The following is a 16,695-nucleotide window of genomic DNA, read 5'->3' on the forward strand; positions in this document are numbered from 1 at the left end:
GGGGGAAGGCGCCGAAGGCGACTCAGGGGGAGCTTCACCTCATGGAGGCACCACCGCCTGCGTCCGCTCCTGCCGCACCAGATACAACCCGCTGCCGATGATGATCGCGCCCCCCAGCAATGTGGAAACCCCCGGCACGGCCTGCCACAGCACCCAGTCGAGCCCCATACCCCAGGCCAGGGCCGTGTATTCAAACGGTGCCACCACCGACGCCTGCCCATGCCGGAACGCCTCGGTGATCGCCAGCTGCCCCAGAAACCCCGTGACCGCCAGGCCCGCCACCAGCGGCCAGTGCGCCTGCGCCACACCCACCCAGTTGGGCCAGGCCAGCGTGCCCGCGCCCAGCGCCAGCAAGGCGGTGGTCCAGAAGACCAGGCTGGCGCTGGAGTCCGTGCGGCTGAGCACGCGCCCCGTGATGGCCGACACGGCGTATCCACACGCTGCGCCCAGCACCGCCAGCGCGCCCAGCGTGAAAAAGGCGTCCTGGCTGGGCCGCAGGGCCACCACCACGCCCACCATGCCCAGCACGATCGCCACCCAGTGGGCGGCGCGCACCTTCTCGCCCAGCACCACGGTGGACAGCGCCGTGATCAGCAACGGGGCGATGAAAAACAGCGTGTAGGCCTCGGCCAGACCCAGCTCCTTGAGTGCGTAGGTGAACAGGCCCAGCATGGTCACGTTGAGCACGCCACGCAGCAGGTGCAGCGGCCAGCGCACCTTGAGCAAGCCCCGCACCTCGCCGCGCCACAGCACATACAGCGCCACCAGCGGCAACGCAGCCCAGCCGCGCAGCGCCGCCACCTGCATGGCGGGGTAGCTGGCCGACAGGGTCTTGAGCAGGGCGTCCATCAGCGAAAAACACCCCACCGCCGCGACCATGGCGACGATGCCGCGCAGGTTGCCCGAGGCTGCCGCCTGCGCTGTGGTGGCCGTCGCAGTCGCAGTTGTGGTCGCGGCTGCAGATGCCGCAGGCTGAGCCTCGGTGTCGCTCGTCCGCGTCATGGTTGTACCACCACAGGAAGGCTGCAGGCTGTGGCGGGTGGCAGGGTGGCAAACGGCGCAGGAGCTGTGCCGCCAAGGCAGCGGTGCTGCGCTGGAAGACTGTGCATGGGGTAACGAGATGTGGCTGCCTGCGGCGCGTGGGCCTGCGCCGCAGCCAGGGGGTTGGTGGGCGAAAAAGTGTAGCGCAGCCCGCGCCAGCGGGTTGCCTCGGCTCGGCTCAGTCCGCCTTGTGGTTGGCTGCGTTGCGGCTCACCTTGTCGTGCAGCATCGGAATGGCCCACAGCACCACCAGCGCGAGCACCGTGCTCAGCACCGCCGTGGCTTCGCGGCCCAGCCCGGCGGCCACGCCGATGGCGGCCGTGAGCCAGATGCCAGCGGCTGTGGTCAGGCCCTTGACCTGGCTTTCGGCATCGCCCTTGAGGATGGTGCCCGCGCCCAAAAACCCCACGCCCGCGATGATGCCCTGCAGCACGCGGCTGTTGTCTGCCGCTTCAATGCCGGCCTGCTGCGCCACCAGCACGAACAGGGCCGCGCCCATGGCCACCAGCATGTGCGTGCGCACGCCGGCGGCCTTGCCCGCGTGTTCGCGTTCCCAACCCAGCAGCCCGCCCAGCAGCGCTGCCATGGCCAGGCGCACCACGATGCGCGTGGCCTGTGCCGCATCGGGCACGTCCGAGAATTCCGAGGCCACCGTGCTGGCGATCTCCTGCCAGAGGTCAGCCATGGCCATGGTCCTTGCACCCGGTGACCGGCGTTGTGGCGAGGGAGGGCGGTGTGCTCAGAGAGCGGTACGCGTGTGGTGGCATGGCGGGGAGTCCAGCGGAGGAGGGGGCGCAGCAACAGTGCTGCCCTGCGACTGTGCTGCTCCGGCGCGGCAGCGTCTACCGGTGGCGGGCGAGCGCGGGGGTAGGACACTGCCGACGCACGCCAACGACCGCTTGGCGGGGTGTGGGCGCCAGGTTTTGATAGAAATTGGCACCTGGCGCTTGATGGTAAAGCGCTGGTAGCTATCAAAAGTGAAGCGTCTGGCGATGGCCGCCCATAGCCACGTTCCTCCCGTGCCTCCCCAACCCGTCCCTGCGGGTGGCGCCATCTGCTCGGCGCTTGCACCCCGGGGTTGCGCGTGTCACGATTTGCCTTGGTGCCTGCAGCGGCCGCCATCACCGGCGGGCCTGGCGCCGCGAGGAGTTTTTGCCATGATGCCCCAACGCATTCTTCTGATACAGGGCCACCCGGACGCGAGTGCGCCCCACCTGTGCCACGCGCTGGCGCAGGCCTATGCGCAGGGGGCCATCGCGGCGGGCCACGAGGTGCGCGAGATCGAGGTGGCTGCCATCGACTTTGCGCTGCTGCGCAGCCAGCACGAGTGGGAGCTGGGCCTGCTGCCCGCATCGCTCAAGCCTGCCCAGGCGGACATCGGCTGGGCGCAGCACATCGTGCTGTTTTTTCCGCTGTGGCTGGGCGACATGCCAGCCCTGCTCAAGGGTTTTCTGGAGCAGGTGGCACGACCCGGGTTTGCCTTCAACACCGAAGGCAGCAACCCCTTTGGCCGCAAGGGGCTCACAGGGCGCAGTGCGCGGGTGGTCGTCACCATGGGCATGCCAGCGCTGGTCTACCGCTGGTACTTCCGCGCGCACAGCGTGAAGTCGCTGGAGCGCAATATCCTGGGCTTTGTGGGCATTGCGCCGGTGCATGAGACGCTGGTGGGCAGCGTGGAGCAACTGGGCGACGATGGGATTGCCAAGTGGAAGGCGCGCATGCGTGCGCTGGGCGCGAAGGCGGCGTAGAGCCCTGGCCCTAGCCCTGCGCTGCGATGGCGATCATCCAAATGACCGCGCTGCAGCCAAGGCGCCCATGCGTTGGCTGATCGCAAAGAACTCCTGCACTGTGTCGTCAATGATCTGCTGCGCGGTCTTGACGGAATCGATGAGCCCGGCGGTCTGGCCCGCGAGGGCCGGTGCGGCCTCCATGTCGCCGTCAAAGTACACGCGCTGGATGTCCGCAAAGCTGTCGGCGGGCATGAGGCCTGCCTCATGGATGGCCTGGGTGCGCTGGGACTTGAGCGCGCGGATGCAAGGGCTGGCCTTGGTGTTGAGCATCCAGGTGCCGGTCACGCCCGCGTCAATGATGGCGTTCTTGTAGTTGGCGTGCACGGGGCTTTCGGCGCAGCTCACAAACCGTGTGCCCATCTGTACCGCCTCAGCCCCCAGCGCAAAAGCCGCCGCCATGCCGCGCCCGTCGCAGATGCCCCCGGCGGCCACCAGCGGCACATCCACCCGCGCGCGAATGGCTTGCAGCAGCACCAGGGTGGAGACTTCTTCGGGGTTCTTGAAGCCACCGCCTTCACCACCTTCGACCACCAGGCCGTCGATGCCTGCGTCCACGCATTTGAGCGCCGCGTCCACCGTGGGCACCGCGTGGTACACGGTGATGCCCGCGTCCTTGAGCGGCGCAATGAACTTGGCCGGGCTGCCTGCCGAGGTGGTCACAAACTTCACGCCCGACGCGCACACAAAGCGCAGCATGGCGTCGTCCTTCAAAAAGCGGATGGGCAGATTCACGCCAAACGGCAGGCCCAGTGCGCTCATCTTGGTGATCTCGGCCTGGCAGTTGGCCGTCTCGCCCGACGATGTCTCGATGATGCCCAGCCCGCCCGCGCGGGACACTGCCGATGCCAGCTGCGTGCGCGCGATCCAGCCCATGGGCGCCTGGATGATTGGGTAGCGCGCGCCCGTGTGGGCGAGGACGCGGTTGGTGGCGGGTGTGGTCATGGGCGGAGTCTCCTGATTTTTGGAGTGCCCATTATTTCGACGGGTGCGCTGTCGTCGTGTCGCCCGGGTTACGGTGCAGCGGGCGTGCCTTGCGTCTCTTCCCACGGCAAGCGTGCAAACAGCCGCTGCCAATCGGAGACGGGGCTGGCGTTGGCAATCTCTGCCGTGTCGCGCCCGGGGCCCCAGCCCGCAGGCCCCGGCCATGGCAGCCCGCTGTCGAAGGTCATGGCCACCCCCGACACCGGGTGCGGCACCGTCAGTTGCCACGCATGCAGCCACAGCCTTTGCTGCCCCAGCCGCTCGGCCCACCAGCGGTTGAGGGGGCCTTTGCCGTGTGTCGCGTCGCCAAGGATGGGGTGCGCCAGGTGTTTGAGGTGGCGGCGTATCTGGTGGCGCCGCCCTGTGGTGGGGATGGCTTCGACCAGCGAGGCGCGGGTGGTGGCAAAACGCGCATCACTGGCCTCGGGCAGCGTGAGCTGCGCCAGGCGCCGAAAGCGGGTGTGGGCGTCCTGCACGGCCGCATCGGCCGGGGCATCGTCGGGCTTCAAGGCGTGGTCCACCTCGATGGCCTCGGGCGCCCAGCCGCGCACCATGGCCAGGTAGCGCTTGTGCGTGGCCCCATGCTCAAAGGCTTGCGACAACGCCCGCGCCGCATCGCTGTGCAGCGCCATCACCAGCACGCCGCAGGTACCCTTGTCCAGCCGGTGCACGGGGTACACATGCTGGCCCAACTGGTCGCGCAGGGTCTGCATCACAAACCGTGTTTCTCCCGCGTCCAGCCCCGTGCGGTGCACCAGCCAGCCCGCAGGCTTGTAGACGGCCACCAAGTGCTCGTCGCGCCAGAGGATGTGCAGGGGAGGGTGCATGAAGGAGGGCGTTGCCGCCGGGGAAGACAAGGGACGATAAGGGAAGGCGCGGATTGTGCCGCACGCGCCGCTGCCTACACTGGCCCCGTTCAACCCTTGCAAAGGATGCCCAGGTATGTCCGCTGGAGACTGGAAAGACATGTACGCCGCCGCCGTGGCGGGCGACCTGGCGCTAGTGCGCCACCACATCAGCGCGGGCGTCAACCCCAACTACCAACACCCCGAGATTTTGTGCACGCCGCTGGTGGCCAGCCTGATCCAAGGCCACAGCGAGATCGCGCACTACCTGCTGGCCCACGGTGCTGATCCGCAGCTCAAGTCTGACTTTGACGACATGACACCGCTGCAGGCGGCCCGACGCCATCAGCGCAGCGAGTTCATTGCGCTGTTGCAGGCCCGGGGCGCGAAGGAAGAGCGCAAACCGTTCTGGTGGCGCTGGTTGCCGGTGTAGACGCCAAGTACACGCGCATCCGTAGAGCCCGCGCAGTCCAGGCCAGCGGCCGCCTCGCCGCCCGGGCGGTGTCCCACTCGGGGGGAAGGGCCGAATGCGACTCAGAGTGGGCTTCCTTCCTTTGCCCGCATCTTGGCCGCGATGTACTCGCCATGCGTCACATGCAACAGCCCGGCCACCTTGCTGATGGTGTGGTTCTCGTTGGCATCGATGTGGGCGTCGGCATACGCCACCTGCCACATGGCCTCCACGAGCTGGATCTTCTGGTCCTGCGTGAAGTGATCGTTGAGGCTGCTGGTAAATCGCTGGTAGTCGTAGGCGGTCTTCGATGTGGTTACGGCCAGCTCCAGCAGGCGCTCCAGCTCATCATCGCTCAGCGCAAATTTGCTGCTCAGGGCGGTCACCATGGTGGAACGCTCGGCGTCGTCCATGGCGGCATCAAACCGCACCACCTCCACCAGCAGCACGGCGGCTGCCAGTTGCACGGCGTGGGCGCGCGCGGCGGGCGACTGGGTGGTGGAGGGCTGCGTGAAGCTGTCAAACAGGTCTTTGAGGGTTCGGAACATCGGGTGCTTTTCGGTGTGCGGGGCAAATGGGGTGGAGACGCGGTGGATGGGTTGGTTCCCGCAGCGCGCGCGGGCGGGCTGCGCACTTTGCGCTCGCGTGGTGCACCGCCCCGGCGACAATCGGGGGCCATGACGAAGAAAACCATACTCCCCCTGCAACTGCTGGTTGCCCCCGACAAGAACGATCCCAAGCCGCTGATCCTGTACCACGGGCGCAATTGCCCCGACGGTTTTGGCGCGGCGCTGGCCGCATGCCTGTACTACGGCGACAGTGCTGAATACGTGGGGCTCGACCACGGCGATGTCAAGTCTGCGGACGACCTGCCGCCCCTGCAAGGCCGTGCGGTTTACATCCTCGACTTTTCTTTTGCCGCCGAGGTGATGGCTGCCATCGACGAGCGTGCCGCCAAGCTGGTGATGCTGGACCACCACAAGAGCGCCGCCGAAAAACTCACTGGCTTTGCCTGCCGCTGCGGTGTGGTGCACTTCGACATGAGCAAGTCGGGCGCGCGCCTGGCGTGGGAGTTCTTTCACCCGCACGAGCCCATCCCTGAGCTGCTCAAGTACGTGGAAGACCGCGACATCTGGAAGTGGGAGTTTGCCGAGAGCGCCGCGTTCTTGTCGGCCCTCGACATGGAAGAACAGGGCTTTGCGCGCTGGCGCGAGATCGCGGCCTTCACGCCCGAGCAGCTCAAGGAGTTCATGGTGCGCGGCGAGGCCATGGACGAGAAGTACAAGAAGCTCTGCGCCGACATCGCCGAGGGCGCGCAGCCGCCGGTGTTCAACGGCATCACCGGGCTGATGGTGAATGCGCCCGGCATGTTCCACAGCCTGGTGGGCGACATCCTCTCGGCCAAGACCGGCACCTTTGCGTTGATGTGGAGCGCGGGCGAAAAAGGCGTGAAGGTGGGGCTGCGTGCGCAGCGCAACTTTGACTGCATCGCGCTGGCCGAAAGCATGGGCGGCGGCGGGCATGCGCAGGCCTGCGGTTTCAAGATGAAGGTGGAGCGCCTGCCCGAGCTGCTCTCTGGCACCTTCAACGCCTGAAGCAGGGGCAGGTTCTGAATAAAAATCGGCCTTTGCGCGCTATGGATAAGCGCTGATAGCTATTAAATATATAGCAATCTGCGCAAGCTACACCAGCCGCAAGTCCGCCCCCTTCGTCCCTGGAAACACCCGCGCCACGGCGGCCGCGTTCAACCCGTACAACCGGGCGAACAACCCGCCCAGCACGGCGCGGTAGTCGTTGAGCACGGGGTAGTCGCGGTTCTGGAACAAGGTGGTGGCCGTCAGCGCCTGCTGCTCGCCCACAATGCGCCCGCCGCCCACACCACCGCCCAGCACCCAGAACACGGTGCCGTGGCCGTGGTCGGTGCCCCGGTTGCCGTTCTCGCGGAAGGTGCGGCCAAACTCGCTGACCACCAGGACCACGGTGCTCTTCCATGCTGGGCCCATCTCGTCGGCAAAACCCGCCAGGCCCCGGCCCAGCTCTTCAAACCGGTTGGCCAGCGCGCCCGTAGCTGCACCTTGGCCCACATGGGTGTCCCAGCCGCCCACGTCCACAAAACCGATCTGGTAGCGCGTCTGCATCAGCCGCGCCATACGCCGGGCCGTGCCTTCAAAACCCTTGGTGCTCAGCGCGTTGCGGCTGGCAGCTTCCATTTCGCCTTGCATGGTGCGGGCGACCTCTTCGCGCGTGGCAAAACCTTCGGCCACGGGTGTGGCCAGTGGCGTGCCCCGGTACATGGATTCGATGAGCTGCGCCTGCCGCGCGTCCACGCCACTGCGGCCCGCCGCCGCGCTCAGCAGCGTGTTGGGCACATCCACTGCGCCGCGTAGCACCAGGGGCAGGGTGCTGGTGAAAGCCATGGGCTGCAGCGCGGCCGTGGCCGGGGTGTTGCCGGTGCGCGGGTTCAACTCGGCCACCAGCCGGTTCAAAAAACCTGAGCGGTAGTCGCGCCGCCCGCCCACGGGCTGGCCCAGCTCCATGCTGTCTTGCGTGTCGAAGTGGCTGCGCGAGAGGTCGTCGGTGCCCGCAAACGGCACAAAGGCCAGCTGGCGCTGCTGGTACAGCGGCAGCATCGATTCGGCCAGCGCGGGGTGCAGGCCCCAGTCGGGCATGAGCGGCAGCGCGCCACCGTCTTGCCCGGGTCGGGCGATGGCGATGTTCGGGCGCGTCTCGTAGTAGTAGCTGCTGGCCGTGGGCACCAGCAGGCTGGCGCAGTCATAACCACCACGCAAGAACACAAGCAGAAAACGCACGTCCTGCGCGCCGGGGGCGGCCATCGCGCTGGCGATGTGCACGCCGAGGGCGCTGGCGCCCAGGGTTTGAAGGAGGTGTCTGCGTTGCATGGTGATCTCCTCAGCCGTGCATGAACTCGGGGGAGGCGAGGAACAGCAGGTTCCACTCACGCGGCGAGGCCGCCTGCGCCAGCGCATTGCGCGTGGCGGCCGACCAAGTGGGCTGCAGGGCGCGCACATAGGCACTCTGCGCCAGCGGCGGGGGCGTGCGCTGCGATGCCGACTGCTCGGCCATCCTCATCTCCTTCTCGCGCGGGGTGGGCATGGGGGCGGTGGCCACACCGGCCCCGATGGCGCGGGCGATCTCGAAGCGCGTGGACATCTGCCCTGAGCCTGCCCATGCCGCCGCGTCCAGCGGGTAGCCGTCGGGCGTGGCGCGGCCATACAGGGGCTCGGCCAGGCGCTGCAGCCAGCCCAGCGCGGGCTCGGCGCCGGGCAGCACGGCGTCGCCATGGGCCAGGCGCAGGCTGGCCAGCACATAGTGCACCGGGTCGCGAAAGCGCTGGCCCAGCGATGCCCGAAACTCCGGCGCGCTGAACAGTGCCTCCAGCACGGCGGCGATGTCGCCATCGGTGCGCTCGAACGTGCGGGCCAGGGTTTGCAGCAGCGCGTGCGGTGGCTTGTCGCCCACCAGGAAGAGCGCGATCTTGCGGGTGATGAAGCGTGCGGTGGCCGGTGCGCGGGCCAGGCGGTCCAGCGCTTCGTCCACCTCGGCCAGGCCCTCGGCACGCAGGGGCTGGCCCAGCAGGGTCTTGGGCTCCCAGTCATGCCGCTGGGGGTTGAACTCGAACAGGCCGTCGCGCACGTAGTGGCGGCGCAGCGCGGGCTTCATGCGCGGGGGCTCGTTGCTGTCTGGCTGGCGCGCAATGCCCACGCCGGTCAGCACGCGTGCCAGCTCCTGCACATCCTGCTGGCTGTAGCCGCCGTCCACGCCCAGCGTGTGCAGCTCCATCAGCTCGCGCGCGTAGTTTTCGTTGATGCGGCCCGCAGCGTTGCGAGCGTTGTCCAGGTAATGCAGCATGGCCGGGTGGCGCACCGTGGCACCCAGCAGGTCGCGAAAGCGGCCCAGCGCATGGGGGCGGATGGCGCGTTCCTCATAGTCGCCCACCAGCACACGCAGGTGGCCCTTGCCCGCAAACACGCTGAAGTGGTTCATCCAGAACCAGGTCATCTTCTCGCGCAGCTGGGTGGGCGAATACAGCGCGCGCAGCACAAAACGCTCGGCCGCCTCTTGCTGCAGCGTGCGCATGTCCTGCTGCCAGGCCTTGAGCGCGGCCTTGCGGCCGTCTTCGGTGGGCTGGGCCTTGGCGGCCTGGTGCTGCGCCTCCATGCGCGCGGCCAGCTCGGGCAGGGGCGTGCGGGTGATGGCCATGGCGTCGATCTGCGCCTGGGCCGCGCGCGGCAGCGTGGCGGGCGGCGGGCGCAGCTGCGCGGCCAGGTAGGCAGCAACCCCTTGCGGCGGCAGCGCCTGTGCGCCCTGGGCGGTGTTGCCCCAGGTCACGCGGTCCAGCAGGCGGGCCAGGGTGGGCTCGTCGGCGGTGTTCCAGGCAGCGGCGCCCGCCGGGGTGGTGGCGCGGGCCAGGCCCAGCGGGGCGGTGGCAGCCATGCCCAGCAGGCCTGCGAGCACGGTGCGGCGTTGAAGAGGGCCGTGGGGCGGGGCGGAAGGAGCGTTCATGGGGCGCGTTTGGGGGCAGGCAGTGTGGGCGCATGGTGCTCCGCTCCAACGCGGCGTGCAAGCCTGCTGCGCGGGTTTTACCTGCGCGACACAAACGCCCCGGAGCTTGTTTACAAGGGCTGTCGCGCCGTCGCTGAACCGCTCACCTGCTGGCCTGCGCAGCTTCCTCGAAACGGTCCACGGTGCGCAGTGTCTTGAAGGCCAGCATCCAGCCGCCCACCACGCCCAGCGTGCACAGGCCACCCACCAAGGCGGCAGGCACCACGCCCAGCCAGGCGGCGCTGGTGCCCGCGCGGAACTCGCCCAGCTCGTTGGACGAGCCGATGAACAGCATGTTCACCGCGTTCACCCGCCCGCGCATGGTGTCGGGCGTGGAGAACTGCACCAGCGCGCCCCGGATGTAGACGCTCACCATGTCGGCCGCGCCAGCCACCATCAGCGCTGCGAATGACAGCCAGAACAGCGTAGACAGCGCAAACACCAGGTTGGCCACGCCAAACACCGCCACCGCAATGAACATGGTGCGCCCCACGTGGCGGTTGAACGGCCGCATGCTCAGATACAGCCCCGCACCCACCTCGCCCACGGCCATGGCGCTGCGCAGCGCACCCAGGCCGGCGGGGCCTACATGCAGAACTTCTTGCGCGTAGATGGGCAGCAGCGCCACCACACCGCCCAGCAGCACGGCAAACAGGTCCAGCGAAATGGTGCCCAGGATGATGGGCCGCGTGCGGATGAAGGTGATGCCCGCGCCAAACCGCTGCCACATCGTGCCCTGCGCGGGGCCGGGCGCCGTGGCATGCGCCACCACCACGCGCAGCAGCAGCACCACGCCCAGCACAAAACACGCGCAGCACACGGCATAGGTCAGCTCGCCGCCGCCCAGTGCGTACAGCAGCCCGCCCAGCACCGGCCCGCCAATGCTGGCCACACGCATGAGCATGCTGTTGGCCGCAATGGCCTGCGCGAGCTGGCCGCGCGGCACGATCTGCGGCAGCAGGCTTTGCACGGCTGGGCCCGAGAACGCGCGTGCGCAGCCGTACAGCACCAGCACGGCGTAGATACCCGCCACGCCACTGGCCCCGTGGCCCGACAGCCACCACAGCAGGGCACTGCACACGCCGCCCACCGACCAGGCCAGCGCCAGGATGCGCCTGCGGTCAAATCGGTCGATCAAATCGCCCGCTGGCAGCAGCAGGGCCAGCATGGGCAGAAACTGCGCCAGACCCACATAGGCCAGCGCCAGCGGTTCGCGCGTGAGGTCATACACCTGCCAGGCCACCACCACGGCCTGCACCTGGGTGGCGACCACGGCCACCACGCGGGCGATCAGAAACGACACAAAACCGGCGTGGCGATAGACGCTTGCGGGCGTGGCGCCGACATCAGGTTTGGGTGGTGCGGAGGGCGGGGCAGAAGGGGCTGTCACAGAGCGGAGCGAGGCAAGAGGTTGGCGGAGAAAACAGAAAACCAAAGCACAGAAGCCAGAGGCGCGGTTGCCAAAATGCAGCTTGCAGGGTGCCCTGGGCGGCCCACGCAAATCAGTGAACAAAGGCCAGCGAGGGCAAGCATGGGCAAGCGGGCGATGCTATCGGTTTCGGGCCACGTCTGCTGAGCGCGCGGCGCCGCTCAACGCGTGTGCCGGTGCCGGTAGGTCCACGGCGCCAGGGGCCGCTTCTGTGACCACAAACCCGCTCCACTGCTGCGCGCCTGGCGCTGCAGCGCCACCAGTTGCGGCCGGGATTCGGCATAGGGCGTGTACACCCAGGCCAGGCCAGCGCGCACCTGAGCCGTGGCCACATCGGTGCTGCCGCAGCGCACATGGGCCACCGTGCGGCCGTAGCTGTCTTCGTCCACGGGCTGCAGCGTGGCGCGCTGCCGAAAGCACAGCCGCGCCAGGTTCTGCCGTGACTTCTGGCCAAAGGCCTGGCGCGACTCGGGCGCGTCGATGGCGGCGATACGCACCTTCACCTGCTGGTAGGCGCCGGGCGCGCCGCAGCGCACGGTCAGGGTGTCGCCGTCGCTGATGGCGACGACCAGGCAGAGCAGGGAGGCAAGGGGCACGGCAGCAGGGGAGAGAGGAATGGTGAAAGGCGCGCAAGAAGGCAGGTGGCGAACTTTTGTGCCAAATTGCCGTTTGGCGGCTGATGGATAAGCGCTAATAGCTATCAATAGTGTAGCATTTGGCGTGTTGCCTTTACGGGCTGCTGCAAATTGATACCTTGATGTGTGCAGTGCCCGAAATGGTGCGCAGGGCGCGCGTGCAGGGCTTTGGGCTGTGGTTACCACGCTTTCAGCCCCTCCACGGGCAAGGGCGTTGTGCCAGGCTGGGCATAGGGCTTTCTAGAATCGACGGGAACCGGGTGTGGTGCAGACTGTCAGAACGCCATGGCAGCCGTTCTGCGCCGCTATGGCAACCGGAAATGCCCCCCGCAATGACGACTTTCTTGATGATGTTGATGACCCCGAAGGAGTGCCCGCCCTTGCGTTTGTGCCTTTTCCCGACCCGCTTCACTGTTCGTTCTGGCGCCGCTGCAGGTAGCTTGGCTCTGGCCGCATTGCTGGCAGGCTGTGTGGGCACCACGCCCAAGACGTTTGGGGTGCAGGAGAGTTTTGGCTCGGTGGCTACCTACTCGCGCCTGTTTGATGCCACGCCCGCCCAGACCTGCGAGGCATCGCGCCGCGCGCTGCTGAGCCAGGGCTACGTCATCTCCACCCAGCAGACCGAGCTGATTGAGGGCAAGAAGAGCTTCCAGCCCGAAGCCGAGTCGCACCTGCAGATGGTGGTGCGCGTGGTGTGTGTGCCCGAGGCCAATGATGGCAAGGTGAGCCTGGGCTTTGTGACGGCGCTGCAGGACACCTATGCCCTGCGCAAGACCAACAACTCGGCCAGCGTGGGCGTGGGCGCCATCGGGTCCGTGTCGCTGCCGTTTTCTGCCAGCAGCGAATCGCTGGTCAAGGTGGGCAGCGAGACCATTTCCAAGGACGCTTTCTACGAGAGCTTCTTCGATCTGGTCAAGCGCTACCTCGTGATGGACCAGGCGCAAGCCATCGGTGGCTGACGCGGAGGTTCCAGGCACTGTGGCCTGAGCGCTCTGGGCCTGCGCTCTCAGAGGGGCGTGGCAATCCCGCAGCGGTTCTCACTCTCCGCGCCAGCGCGCCACCAGCTCCCATCCCTGCGGCCAGTCACCCAGGCCACTGTCGGCATTGAGGTGGCCCCGCTCACCCAGCACCACGTGCTCGGCGTTCCAGGCGCTGGCGCACTGCGCCGAAAAGTTGGGGGTGGAATACGGGTCGCTGGTGCTGCTCATCAGCACCCGTCTTGGCAGGTCGGGCTGGGCGGGCAGCACGGCAGGCAGTGGGGCAAAGCCTTTGGCGTCGGCCGGAAAATTCGGCCCCCCGGGGTCTGGCACCGCCACCAGCAGCAGCGCTTGCACGGGCCGGTGGTGGCGCGCGGCCCAGTGCACCGCGACCAGGCAGCCCAGGCTGTGTGCCACCAGGATGGGGGGCTGGGGCGATGCAGCAATGGCGTCATCGAGCGTGCGCACCCAGGTGTCGCAATCGGGGTGGTCCCAGTCGGCCTGCTCCACCCGCGCCACGCCCGCGTGCCGGGTTTGCCACAATGACTGCCAATGTGTGGGGCCCGAGTTGTAGATGCCCGGAATCAGCAAAACAGGTCGCGTCGTCATTCAATGTCCTTGTTCTCAAAGCAGATCCATCACTGCCCGCCAACAATAGGAAACCGCCGCTGTTCCGGCCAGGGGGGCTCATCGGAAATCGCCCGCCCAAACCTTGAAGTCATCGTTAAGAGCCTGTTCAAAGAAAGCACCCCGTGGAACTGGACAAAAAAGACCGGCAGATCCTCATGGCCCTGCAGCACGACGCGCGGCAAAGCCTGTCGGCGCTGGGCAAGCAGATCGGCCTGTCGCAGCCTGCGATGAGCGAGCGTGTGAAAAAGCTCGAGGACGCGGGCGTGATTGCAGGCTACGCGGCCCGCATCAACCTGGACGCCGTGGGCCTGGGCCTGCAGGCGGTGGTGCGGGTGCGCACCACGCACGAGCACATCCAGCGCTATGTGTTGCTGTTCCAGTCCCTGCCCGAAGTGCTGGATGTTGTGCGCGTGACCGGCGAAGACTGCTTCGTGGTGCGCTGCGCCTTCGGCCAGCCCGCCGACCTGGAGCGCGTGGTGGATGCGCTGGCCGCGTTTGGCAGCGTCTCCACCTCGCTGGTACTGTCGCACCCGGTGAACAAGGCGGTGCCGCTGGGTTAAGAATTTTTGCGTCCAAAGAGCCACTGGCGCTTGATGGATAAGCGCAAATAGCTATAAAAACAATAGCTTCAAGGGAGTGGCTATGGGTTGCGTTGCGAGGCTGGCGGCACCTTGTACCGCAGCTCTGCAAAGAGGCGGCCCAGCGTTGTGACCGACTGCAGGCGCAGCGCCGGTTGTGCGATCCGGCGCGGCAACAACGGCTTGCCCGCACCCAGCGTGACGGGGGCGATCTGCACGATCAGCTCGTCCAGCAGGCCCGCGTCATAAAACCGCCCCACCAGCTCGCCCCCGCCCACGATCCACACATTGCGCCCCGCTGCGGCCTGCACCATGGCCTGGTGCACGGGCCGCACATCGCCACGCACAAAGCGCACATCTGCGCCCGGGATGGCGCGCAGCGTGCGCGTGCTGAACACCCATGTGGGCTGCGCGTAGGGCCAGGGCAGGCCTGCGTCGATGGCGTGTTTCAGCATCCATTCGTAGGTGTGCGACCCCATGGCCAGCACCCCCACGTCGCGGATGAAAGCGGGGTAGCTGGAGCCCTCGATCTCGCCGAACTGCAAGAGCCAGCCAAGGTCATGGTCTGCCGTGGCAATGAAGCCGTCGAGGCTGGATGCTCCGTAGAACTGTGTGAGGGTCATGGCGGCGCACTGTAGAGACCGGCTGCTGACAACGCGCTGGCAGCAGGCACGGAGCGCGGCCTGTCCCGCGGATTTATTGGCCGGAAGGCCGGCGTGCATCAAGGCAGCTGCACCGTCTCCGCCAGATGCCCGTAGACCGTGGCAATGCGCCGCAGGTGCCGCGACTCGGGGTGCGTCAGCAGCCACAGCTCGGTTTCACAGTCGGCCAGCGACCCGGTGAGGGGGCGCAGGTCGCTGCGGCCCTGGGCCAGAAAGAGGGGCAGCACCCCCACGCCCATGCCCAGGGCCACCAGCTCCATCACGGTGAGCAGGCTGTTGACGCGGTAGGTGGGCTGCGCCTTGGGGTATTGCTTTTTGCGCCAGCGCACCGAGGGGTGGTCGGGCAGCGCGTCGTCGGGCGCAATCCAGGCTGCGCGGCCCGCCTCCACGTCGGACAGGACCAGCGGGCTGGCGGTGCCTGCGTACAGCGCGGATCGGATCATGCCCAGTTGCCGACCCACCAGGTGTTGTGGCGGACGCTTGGTGGCGCGCACGGCGATGTCGGTGTCTCGGCGCGTCAGGCTCACCAGTTCATTGCCCGCATGCAGTTCGTACACCAAGGCCGGGTGCCGGGGCTGCAGCACCTGCAGGGCGGGGGCGATGAGGCCGTGCAGGAGGGTGTCGGTGGTGGAGATGCGCACCGTGCCCGACACCTGCTCGGGCTGTGCCTGCGTGGCCGTGCGGGCGGCCTCCAGGGCGGCTTCCACGCGCTCGGCCTGCTCGGCCAGGGCCTGGGCCAGCTCTGAGGCGCGGTATCCCGCGCGCGAGCGCTCGAACAGCAACTGGCCCAGCCCGCGCTCGATGCGCTGGATGGCACGGAACACCGTGGACGCATCCACGCCAAGCCGTTCACCGGCTGCTGCCAAGGTGCCGGTGCGCACCATGGCCAGCAGCACTTCCAGCTCTGCGGCGCCCAATTGGTATTGCGTGGGTGCAATGGATGTTTTCATGTTTGCTTATTTTGTTTGCGTCAATGCAATCATAAATTCTGCTGGTCGCCATACGTCGGTAGATACACCGCGGGCGATGTCTACCCCCTTGCCATAGAAAGCCCGCCTATGAAACACATCTGCACCTGCATTGCCTGCCTGTTGAACACCCTCTGTGCCCCACACGCTCAAGGATGGGCCGCATGAGCTCGCGAACAGCCGCATCCGCACTCACCCTGGTCTCCCATGCGCTGTGCCCCTACGTGCAGCGCGTGGCCATCGTTCTGCACGAAAAGGGGCTGGCGTTTGAGCGCCGCACCATTGACCTGGCCCGCAAGCCCGACTGGTTTCTGGCCATCTCGCCGCTGGGCAAGACCCCGGTCTTGCAGGTGCAGGGCCAAAGCCTGTTCGAGTCGGCCGTGATCTGCGAATACCTTGAGGAGGTGGCCATGCCCGTGTTGCACCCGTCAGATCCGCTGCAACGCGCACGCCACCGGGCATGGATGGAGTTTGGCTCTGCCGTGCTGAACACCATCGGCGGCTTCTACGCCGCGCCGGATGAGGCCACGCTGCAGGCCCGCGCGCAGGACCTGCGCAGCCGTTTTGTGCAGATCGAAGAGGCCCTGGGCCAGCGCAGCGTGCCGGGGCCGTACTTTGCGGGGCCGCACTTTGGCATGGTGGACGCGGTGTTTGGCCCGGTGTTCCGGTACTTTGACGTCATCGACACCTTGCCGGGCATGGATGACCTGGCGCTCTGGCAAGGCTTGCCGCTGGTGCAGCAGTGGCGGGCAGCGCTGGCTGCGCGCCCTTCTGTGCAGCAGGCCGTGGGTGCGGACTATGCCGAGGGCTTGCGGGCCTTTTTGCGCGCGCGTGGGTCAGCCCTGTCGCGGCGCATGCATGCGGTGGCCGCCTAGGCCCTTCACGCCTACCAGCTCAATCTGCCCAGGTGCCCGGCGCCAGCCCGTCCAGCGTGTACGGCCCGATGGCCGCACGGATGAGCCGCAGCGTGGGGTGGCCCACGGCGGCCGTCATGCGGCGCACCTGGCGGTTGCGGCCTTCGCGGATGATCAGCTCGATCCAGGCAGTGGGGATGGCCTTGCGTTCGCGGATGGGCGGGTTGCGGTCCCACACCGCAGGCGCGGGCTCCAGCAGCCGTGCGCGGGCGGGCAGGGTGGGGCCGTCGT

The 16,695-nt window shown here is 67.5% G+C and carries 19 protein-coding genes; 6 read left to right on the plus strand and 13 right to left on the minus strand.

The window, feature by feature from the left end; all coding sequences use genetic code 11:
- Positions 1-39: 39 nt before the first annotated feature.
- Complete coding sequence (locus tag NFX52_RS13330; RefSeq protein WP_055398865.1) at positions 40-1,002, minus strand: DMT family transporter; 963 nt, start codon at positions 1,000-1,002, stop codon at positions 40-42.
- 217 nt (positions 1,003-1,219) lie between these two features.
- On the minus strand, positions 1,220-1,726 hold the full coding sequence (locus NFX52_RS13335; protein ID WP_055398918.1) for an MgtC/SapB family protein: 507 nt from the start codon (positions 1,724-1,726) through the stop codon (positions 1,220-1,222).
- Between the two features lie 472 nt (positions 1,727-2,198).
- Here NFX52_RS13335 and NFX52_RS13340 point away from each other — a divergent pair, with 472 nt between their 5' ends.
- A complete protein-coding gene (locus NFX52_RS13340; RefSeq protein WP_055398863.1) occupies positions 2,199-2,789 on the plus strand; it encodes an NAD(P)H-dependent oxidoreductase in 591 nt (196 codons plus the stop codon).
- Positions 2,790-2,822: 33 nt separating this feature from the next.
- On the opposite strand, the gene NFX52_RS13345 is transcribed toward NFX52_RS13340, so the two are convergent.
- Positions 2,823-3,773, minus strand: coding sequence for an NAD(P)H-dependent flavin oxidoreductase (locus NFX52_RS13345; protein ID WP_252635675.1), 951 nt, complete (start codon positions 3,771-3,773; stop codon positions 2,823-2,825).
- Between the two features lie 68 nt (positions 3,774-3,841).
- The gene (locus NFX52_RS13350) at positions 3,842-4,639 is read right to left on the minus strand and encodes a pseudouridine synthase (protein WP_055398858.1); all 798 of its coding nucleotides are present in this window, start codon (positions 4,637-4,639) and stop codon (positions 3,842-3,844) included.
- Positions 4,640-4,754: 115 nt separating this feature from the next.
- Between NFX52_RS13350 and NFX52_RS13355 the strand changes: the two genes are divergently transcribed.
- Positions 4,755-5,090 carry an ankyrin repeat domain-containing protein gene (locus tag NFX52_RS13355; protein WP_055398856.1) on the plus strand — a complete coding sequence of 112 codons (336 nt, stop codon included), beginning with the start codon at positions 4,755-4,757 and terminating at the stop codon, positions 5,088-5,090.
- A 101-nt stretch (positions 5,091-5,191) separates the two neighbouring features.
- Here NFX52_RS13355 and NFX52_RS13360 read toward each other — a convergent pair whose 3' ends face one another.
- On the minus strand, positions 5,192-5,656 hold the full coding sequence (locus tag NFX52_RS13360) for a tellurite resistance TerB family protein (protein WP_055398854.1): 465 nt from the start codon (positions 5,654-5,656) through the stop codon (positions 5,192-5,194).
- Positions 5,657-5,785: 129 nt separating this feature from the next.
- On the opposite strand from NFX52_RS13360, the gene NFX52_RS13365 reads away from it, so the two are divergent.
- The gene (locus tag NFX52_RS13365; protein ID WP_252635676.1) at positions 5,786-6,703 is read left to right on the plus strand and encodes a DHH family phosphoesterase; all 918 of its coding nucleotides are present in this window, start codon (positions 5,786-5,788) and stop codon (positions 6,701-6,703) included.
- 87 nt (positions 6,704-6,790) lie between these two features.
- On the opposite strand, the gene NFX52_RS13370 is transcribed toward NFX52_RS13365, so the two are convergent.
- The 4 genes from NFX52_RS13370 to NFX52_RS13385 form a co-directional block, all read right to left on the minus strand.
- Positions 6,791-8,008: a DUF1501 domain-containing protein gene (locus NFX52_RS13370; protein ID WP_055398850.1), complete on the minus strand. Its 1,218-nt coding sequence runs from the start codon at positions 8,006-8,008 to the stop codon at positions 6,791-6,793.
- A gap of 10 nt (positions 8,009-8,018) precedes the next feature.
- Positions 8,019-9,632, minus strand: coding sequence for a DUF1800 domain-containing protein (locus tag NFX52_RS13375; protein ID WP_055398848.1), 1,614 nt, complete (start codon positions 9,630-9,632; stop codon positions 8,019-8,021).
- A 142-nt stretch (positions 9,633-9,774) separates the two neighbouring features.
- The gene (locus NFX52_RS13380; RefSeq protein ID WP_055398845.1) at positions 9,775-11,061 is read right to left on the minus strand and encodes an MFS transporter; all 1,287 of its coding nucleotides are present in this window, start codon (positions 11,059-11,061) and stop codon (positions 9,775-9,777) included.
- 200 nt (positions 11,062-11,261) lie between these two features.
- A complete protein-coding gene (locus NFX52_RS13385) occupies positions 11,262-11,696 on the minus strand; it encodes a thermonuclease family protein (RefSeq protein ID WP_082437479.1) in 435 nt (144 codons plus the stop codon).
- A gap of 371 nt (positions 11,697-12,067) precedes the next feature.
- Between NFX52_RS13385 and NFX52_RS13390 the strand changes: the two genes are divergently transcribed.
- Positions 12,068-12,694, plus strand: a complete 627-nt coding sequence (locus tag NFX52_RS13390) for a DUF2242 domain-containing protein (protein WP_242701200.1) — start codon at positions 12,068-12,070, stop codon at positions 12,692-12,694.
- Positions 12,695-12,772: 78 nt separating this feature from the next.
- Here NFX52_RS13390 and NFX52_RS13395 read toward each other — a convergent pair whose 3' ends face one another.
- Positions 12,773-13,321 (minus strand): RBBP9/YdeN family alpha/beta hydrolase, encoded by a 549-nt coding sequence (locus tag NFX52_RS13395; RefSeq protein WP_055398843.1) that lies wholly within the window; start codon positions 13,319-13,321, stop codon positions 12,773-12,775.
- 143 nt (positions 13,322-13,464) lie between these two features.
- On the opposite strand from NFX52_RS13395, the gene NFX52_RS13400 reads away from it, so the two are divergent.
- Positions 13,465-13,902, plus strand: a complete 438-nt coding sequence (locus NFX52_RS13400; protein ID WP_055398842.1) for an Lrp/AsnC family transcriptional regulator — start codon at positions 13,465-13,467, stop codon at positions 13,900-13,902.
- A gap of 80 nt (positions 13,903-13,982) precedes the next feature.
- Here the strand turns inward: NFX52_RS13400 and NFX52_RS13405 are convergent, their stop codons facing one another.
- Both NFX52_RS13405 and NFX52_RS13410 read right to left on the minus strand, forming a co-directional pair.
- Complete coding sequence (locus NFX52_RS13405) at positions 13,983-14,543, minus strand: dihydrofolate reductase family protein (protein ID WP_055398840.1); 561 nt, start codon at positions 14,541-14,543, stop codon at positions 13,983-13,985.
- Between the two features lie 98 nt (positions 14,544-14,641).
- Positions 14,642-15,532 (minus strand): LysR family transcriptional regulator, encoded by an 891-nt coding sequence (locus NFX52_RS13410; protein ID WP_055398839.1) that lies wholly within the window; start codon positions 15,530-15,532, stop codon positions 14,642-14,644.
- Between the two features lie 182 nt (positions 15,533-15,714).
- On the opposite strand from NFX52_RS13410, the gene NFX52_RS13415 reads away from it, so the two are divergent.
- Positions 15,715-16,425, plus strand: a complete 711-nt coding sequence (locus NFX52_RS13415) for a glutathione S-transferase family protein (protein WP_055398912.1) — start codon at positions 15,715-15,717, stop codon at positions 16,423-16,425.
- A 19-nt stretch (positions 16,426-16,444) separates the two neighbouring features.
- On the opposite strand, the gene NFX52_RS13420 is transcribed toward NFX52_RS13415, so the two are convergent.
- Positions 16,445-16,695, minus strand: a 251-nt coding sequence (locus NFX52_RS13420; RefSeq protein WP_492759471.1) for a pseudouridine synthase family protein, incomplete at its 5' end; no start/stop codon positions are given.

This window comes from Acidovorax facilis (assembly GCF_023913775.1).
Classification (GTDB): Bacteria; Pseudomonadota; Gammaproteobacteria; order Burkholderiales; family Burkholderiaceae_C; genus Acidovorax; species Acidovorax facilis.

What these genes read in the sequence shown, in the direction of transcription:
- NFX52_RS13330 (WP_055398865.1), bottom strand. Translation starts at nt 1,002, where the DNA reads ATGACGCGGACGAGCGACACCGAGGCTCAGCCTGCGGCATCTGCAGCC.
- NFX52_RS13335 (WP_055398918.1), bottom strand. Translation starts at nt 1,726, where the DNA reads ATGGCTGACCTCTGGCAGGAGATCGCCAGCACGGTGGCCTCGGAATTC.
- NFX52_RS13340 (WP_055398863.1), top strand. Translation starts at nt 2,199, where the DNA reads ATGATGCCCCAACGCATTCTTCTGATACAGGGCCACCCGGACGCGAGT.
- NFX52_RS13345 (WP_252635675.1), bottom strand. Translation starts at nt 3,773, where the DNA reads ATGACCACACCCGCCACCAACCGCGTCCTCGCCCACACGGGCGCGCGC.
- NFX52_RS13350 (WP_055398858.1), bottom strand. Translation starts at nt 4,639, where the DNA reads ATGCACCCTCCCCTGCACATCCTCTGGCGCGACGAGCACTTGGTGGCC.
- NFX52_RS13355 (WP_055398856.1), top strand. Translation starts at nt 4,755, where the DNA reads ATGTCCGCTGGAGACTGGAAAGACATGTACGCCGCCGCCGTGGCGGGC.
- NFX52_RS13360 (WP_055398854.1), bottom strand. Translation starts at nt 5,656, where the DNA reads ATGTTCCGAACCCTCAAAGACCTGTTTGACAGCTTCACGCAGCCCTCC.
- NFX52_RS13365 (WP_252635676.1), top strand. Translation starts at nt 5,786, where the DNA reads ATGACGAAGAAAACCATACTCCCCCTGCAACTGCTGGTTGCCCCCGAC.
- NFX52_RS13370 (WP_055398850.1), bottom strand. Translation starts at nt 8,008, where the DNA reads ATGCAACGCAGACACCTCCTTCAAACCCTGGGCGCCAGCGCCCTCGGC.
- NFX52_RS13375 (WP_055398848.1), bottom strand. Translation starts at nt 9,632, where the DNA reads ATGAACGCTCCTTCCGCCCCGCCCCACGGCCCTCTTCAACGCCGCACC.
- NFX52_RS13390 (WP_242701200.1), top strand. Translation starts at nt 12,068, where the DNA reads ATGACGACTTTCTTGATGATGTTGATGACCCCGAAGGAGTGCCCGCCC.
- NFX52_RS13395 (WP_055398843.1), bottom strand. Translation starts at nt 13,321, where the DNA reads ATGACGACGCGACCTGTTTTGCTGATTCCGGGCATCTACAACTCGGGC.
- NFX52_RS13405 (WP_055398840.1), bottom strand. Translation starts at nt 14,543, where the DNA reads ATGACCCTCACACAGTTCTACGGAGCATCCAGCCTCGACGGCTTCATT.
- NFX52_RS13410 (WP_055398839.1), bottom strand. Translation starts at nt 15,532, where the DNA reads ATGAAAACATCCATTGCACCCACGCAATACCAATTGGGCGCCGCAGAG.
- NFX52_RS13415 (WP_055398912.1), top strand. Translation starts at nt 15,715, where the DNA reads ATGAGCTCGCGAACAGCCGCATCCGCACTCACCCTGGTCTCCCATGCG.